This is a genomic window from Microbacterium sp. K35 (assembly GCF_004794375.1).
Lineage (GTDB): Bacteria > Actinomycetota > Actinomycetes > Actinomycetales > Microbacteriaceae > Microbacterium > Microbacterium sufflavum.
The window spans coordinates 1-2,827 of the sequence record NZ_SSDM01000228.1; the positions used below are offsets into that span (position 1 = coordinate 1).

Below are 2,827 nucleotides of genomic sequence, written 5' to 3' on the forward strand. Positions count from 1 at the left end.
CAGAGCTCCGCCTCGGACGCCGGAGTGGCCGCGACGGGGCTCTGCGGCACCGTGACACCGGCCCCCGCGGCCCGGCCGACCAGCTTCTGCGCCAGGGCGAGCGCCGGCATCCCCCGGGGCACGCCGTCGAGCACGCTGCGCCGCGTGCGCTTCTCCGCGGCCTTCGCCGCGTTCCAGTGGATCAGCACCTCCTCCGGCGTGGTGGCGACCTCGTCGCCGAACACGTGCGGATGACGGCGCACCATCTTCTCGGTGAGCGTGGCGGCCACGTCGTCGATGTCGAACGGATCGTCGGGGTCCTGCGCGGCGATCGCGGCGTGGAACAGCACCTGCCACAGCAGGTCGCCCAGCTCCTCGCGCAGATCGTCGCGGGTGCCGGACTCCACGGCGTCGATCACCTCGTGCGACTCCTCGATCAGGTACGGCACCAGGTCGCGGTGGGTGATGCGCTGCGACCACACGCAGCGCTCGCGCACGGCCCGCATGGTGTCGGCCGCGGCCCGCAGCGCATCCACGTCAGGCCGCGACTCGTCGGCAGACCCGCTCATGCGTCCTCCGCTCCTCGGTCCGATGCGACCCGCTCTCCGGACGGGGCACCGGCGAGGCGACGGTACCAGCGGGCCCGCAGCGACACGATCACCGCCGAGAGCAGCAGCGCCAGGAGCGAGCCGACCAGCACCCCGAGGATCGCCTGGTCGCGCAGGCCCGCGTCGGCGGCGAACGCGAGGTTCGCGAGCAGCAGCGACACCGTGAAGCCGATGCCGCCGAGCGCTCCCGCCGCGACGATGTCGGCGAAGGGCAGCGCCGGATCGGCTCCCCGCGGGCGGATGCGCATCGCGAACCAGCCGAACACCGTGATGCCGACGATCTTGCCGACCGGGAGTGCCACCACGATGGCCCAGAACGCGGGCGACAGCTCCGTCGGCGCCACCGCGGGGATCACCACGAACGCCGCGACGAATGCGAACACCGGCAGGATCACCCCGTTGACCGTGGGCTCGAGCGCGTGCCGCGTACGGCCAGCGGGCACCGGCGCCATCACCAGCCCCAGCATGACCCCCGCGATCGTGGCGTGCACGCCGGACGACGCCACGAGCGCCCACGTCACCACACCCACCACGGTCATCGCGACCGCGATCAGCGGATGCCCCTTCGCGTGCAGGAGCCGGCTGAGCACCCAGAACACGGCCGCACCGACCAGGGCCAGCACGAACAGCAGCCACTGCACGTCGTGCGCGAACAGCACCGCGATGAACACGATGCCGATGATGTCGTCGAGGATCGCGAGCGCCAGCAGGAACACCCGCACGCGCGACGGCAGGCCGCGGCCGAACATCGCCAGCACACCGAGCGCGAAGGCGATGTCGGTCGCGGTGGGGATCGGCCAGCCGGACGCCGTCTCCGGGCCGCCCGCGATCAGCAGGTACACCAGGATGGGGACCAGCACCCCGCCGGTCGCGGCGATCGCCGGCTGCACGGCCTTGCGCGGGGAGTCGAGCTCGCCGTGGGTCAGCTCGTGGCGCAGCTCGATCGCGACCACCAGGAAGAACACCGCCAGCAGACCGTCCGAGACCCAGTGCGCGATCGACAGGTCGAGCGCCGTGCCCGGCACCGCGAGGTGCGCGTCCAGCAGCCCCGCGATCGCGTCGTGGGTGGGCAGGTTCGCGAGGAGGAGCCCCAGTCCGGCCGCGACGAGCAGGAGGACGGCGGGGAACTGCTGACCGCGGAGGGGGTTCGCTGTGATGCGCATCGTCTCCATCGTAGGCGGCGGTGTCCTCCGGCCGTCATGCGTGCAAGAGGCGTTCTCACCCCGGGATACTCTCGGAGGGTGACCCCCGATTCCCCCGCTTTCTCCGAGCCGACGCCCACCGAGGCCATCCGCGTGATCGGTCGCTTCGAAGCCGGTCGCGGCATTCCCGATGCCATGCGCTCCGACGTGCGGATGCTGGGCCAGCTGCTCGGCCAGGTGCTCCGCGAGGCCGGCGGCGACGACCTGTTCGACGACGTCGAGCGTCTGCGCCTCGCGACGATCCAGGCCTACGAGGACGAGACCTCCGACGCGTTCGAGCGGGCCGCGGCGATCGCCGAGTCGTTCACGATCGCCCGCGCCGACGAGGTCGCGCGGGCGTTCACCTGCTATTTCCACCTGGTGAATCTCGCCGAGGAGCACCAGCGCGTGCGCGTGCTGCGCGAGCGGGCCGGCCAGCCGGGGCGGGAGGACGCGAGCGACACGGTCGCCACGGCCTACGCGCGCCTGCGCGACGAGGTCGGCGAGGACGAGGCGCGCCGCCGTCTCGCCGGTCTGCGCTTCCACCCGGTGTTCACGGCGCACCCGACTGAGGCCCGCCGCCGTGCGGTGTCGTCGAGCATCCGCCGCCTGTCGGACCTGCTCACGCAGCACGACGCCGCGAGCGCGGGCAGCGCCGAGGAGCACCGCGCCCGCCGTCGCATGCTGGAGGAGATCGACACGCTGTGGCGCACCGCCCCGCTGCGCGCGCAGAAGCCCTCCCCGACCGACGAGGTCCGCACCGTCATGGGCGTGTTCGACGAGACGCTCTTCACGACGGTGCCGCACGTGTACCGCCGCATCGACGACGCACTGCGCGGCGAGGAGTCCGGAGCCAGCGCGCCCGTGGTGCCCTCCTTCGTGCGCATCGGCTCGTGGGTGGGCGGCGACCGCGACGGGAACCCGTTCGTCACCGCGGCCGTCACGCGCGAGGCCTCGCAGATCGCCTCCGACCACGTGCTGCGCGGACTCGAGCGCGCGCTGGACCGCATCGGCCGCACGCTCACGCTCTCGGCCGACGACACGCCCCCGAGCGCGTGA

Annotated in this window: 2 protein-coding genes and 1 pseudogene; 1 reads left to right on the forward strand and 2 read right to left on the reverse strand. The window is 72.9% G+C overall.

Annotated features, from left to right (window positions below; all coding sequences use genetic code 11):
• Together DW299_RS08680 and nhaA are read right to left on the reverse strand one after the other, a co-directional pair.
• Positions 1-548, reverse strand: a 548-nt coding sequence (locus DW299_RS08680) for a MazG nucleotide pyrophosphohydrolase domain-containing protein (RefSeq protein ID WP_136036349.1), incomplete at its 3' end; no start/stop codon positions are given.
• Positions 545-1,750: a Na+/H+ antiporter NhaA gene (gene nhaA / locus DW299_RS08685; RefSeq protein WP_136036350.1), complete on the reverse strand. Its 1,206-nt coding sequence runs from the start codon at positions 1,748-1,750 to the stop codon at positions 545-547. The genes nhaA and DW299_RS08680, both read right to left, overlap by 4 nt.
• Before the next feature lie 36 nt (positions 1,751-1,786).
• Here nhaA and DW299_RS08690 point away from each other — a divergent pair.
• Positions 1,787-2,827, forward strand: a pseudogene (locus tag DW299_RS08690) (phosphoenolpyruvate carboxylase); the annotation flags it as partial.

Bases quoted from the DNA above. Each gene is read 5' to 3' on its own strand.
- nhaA (WP_136036350.1), bottom strand. From the start codon at position 1,750: ATGCGCATCACAGCGAACCCCCTCCGCGGTCAGCAGTTCCCCGCCGTC.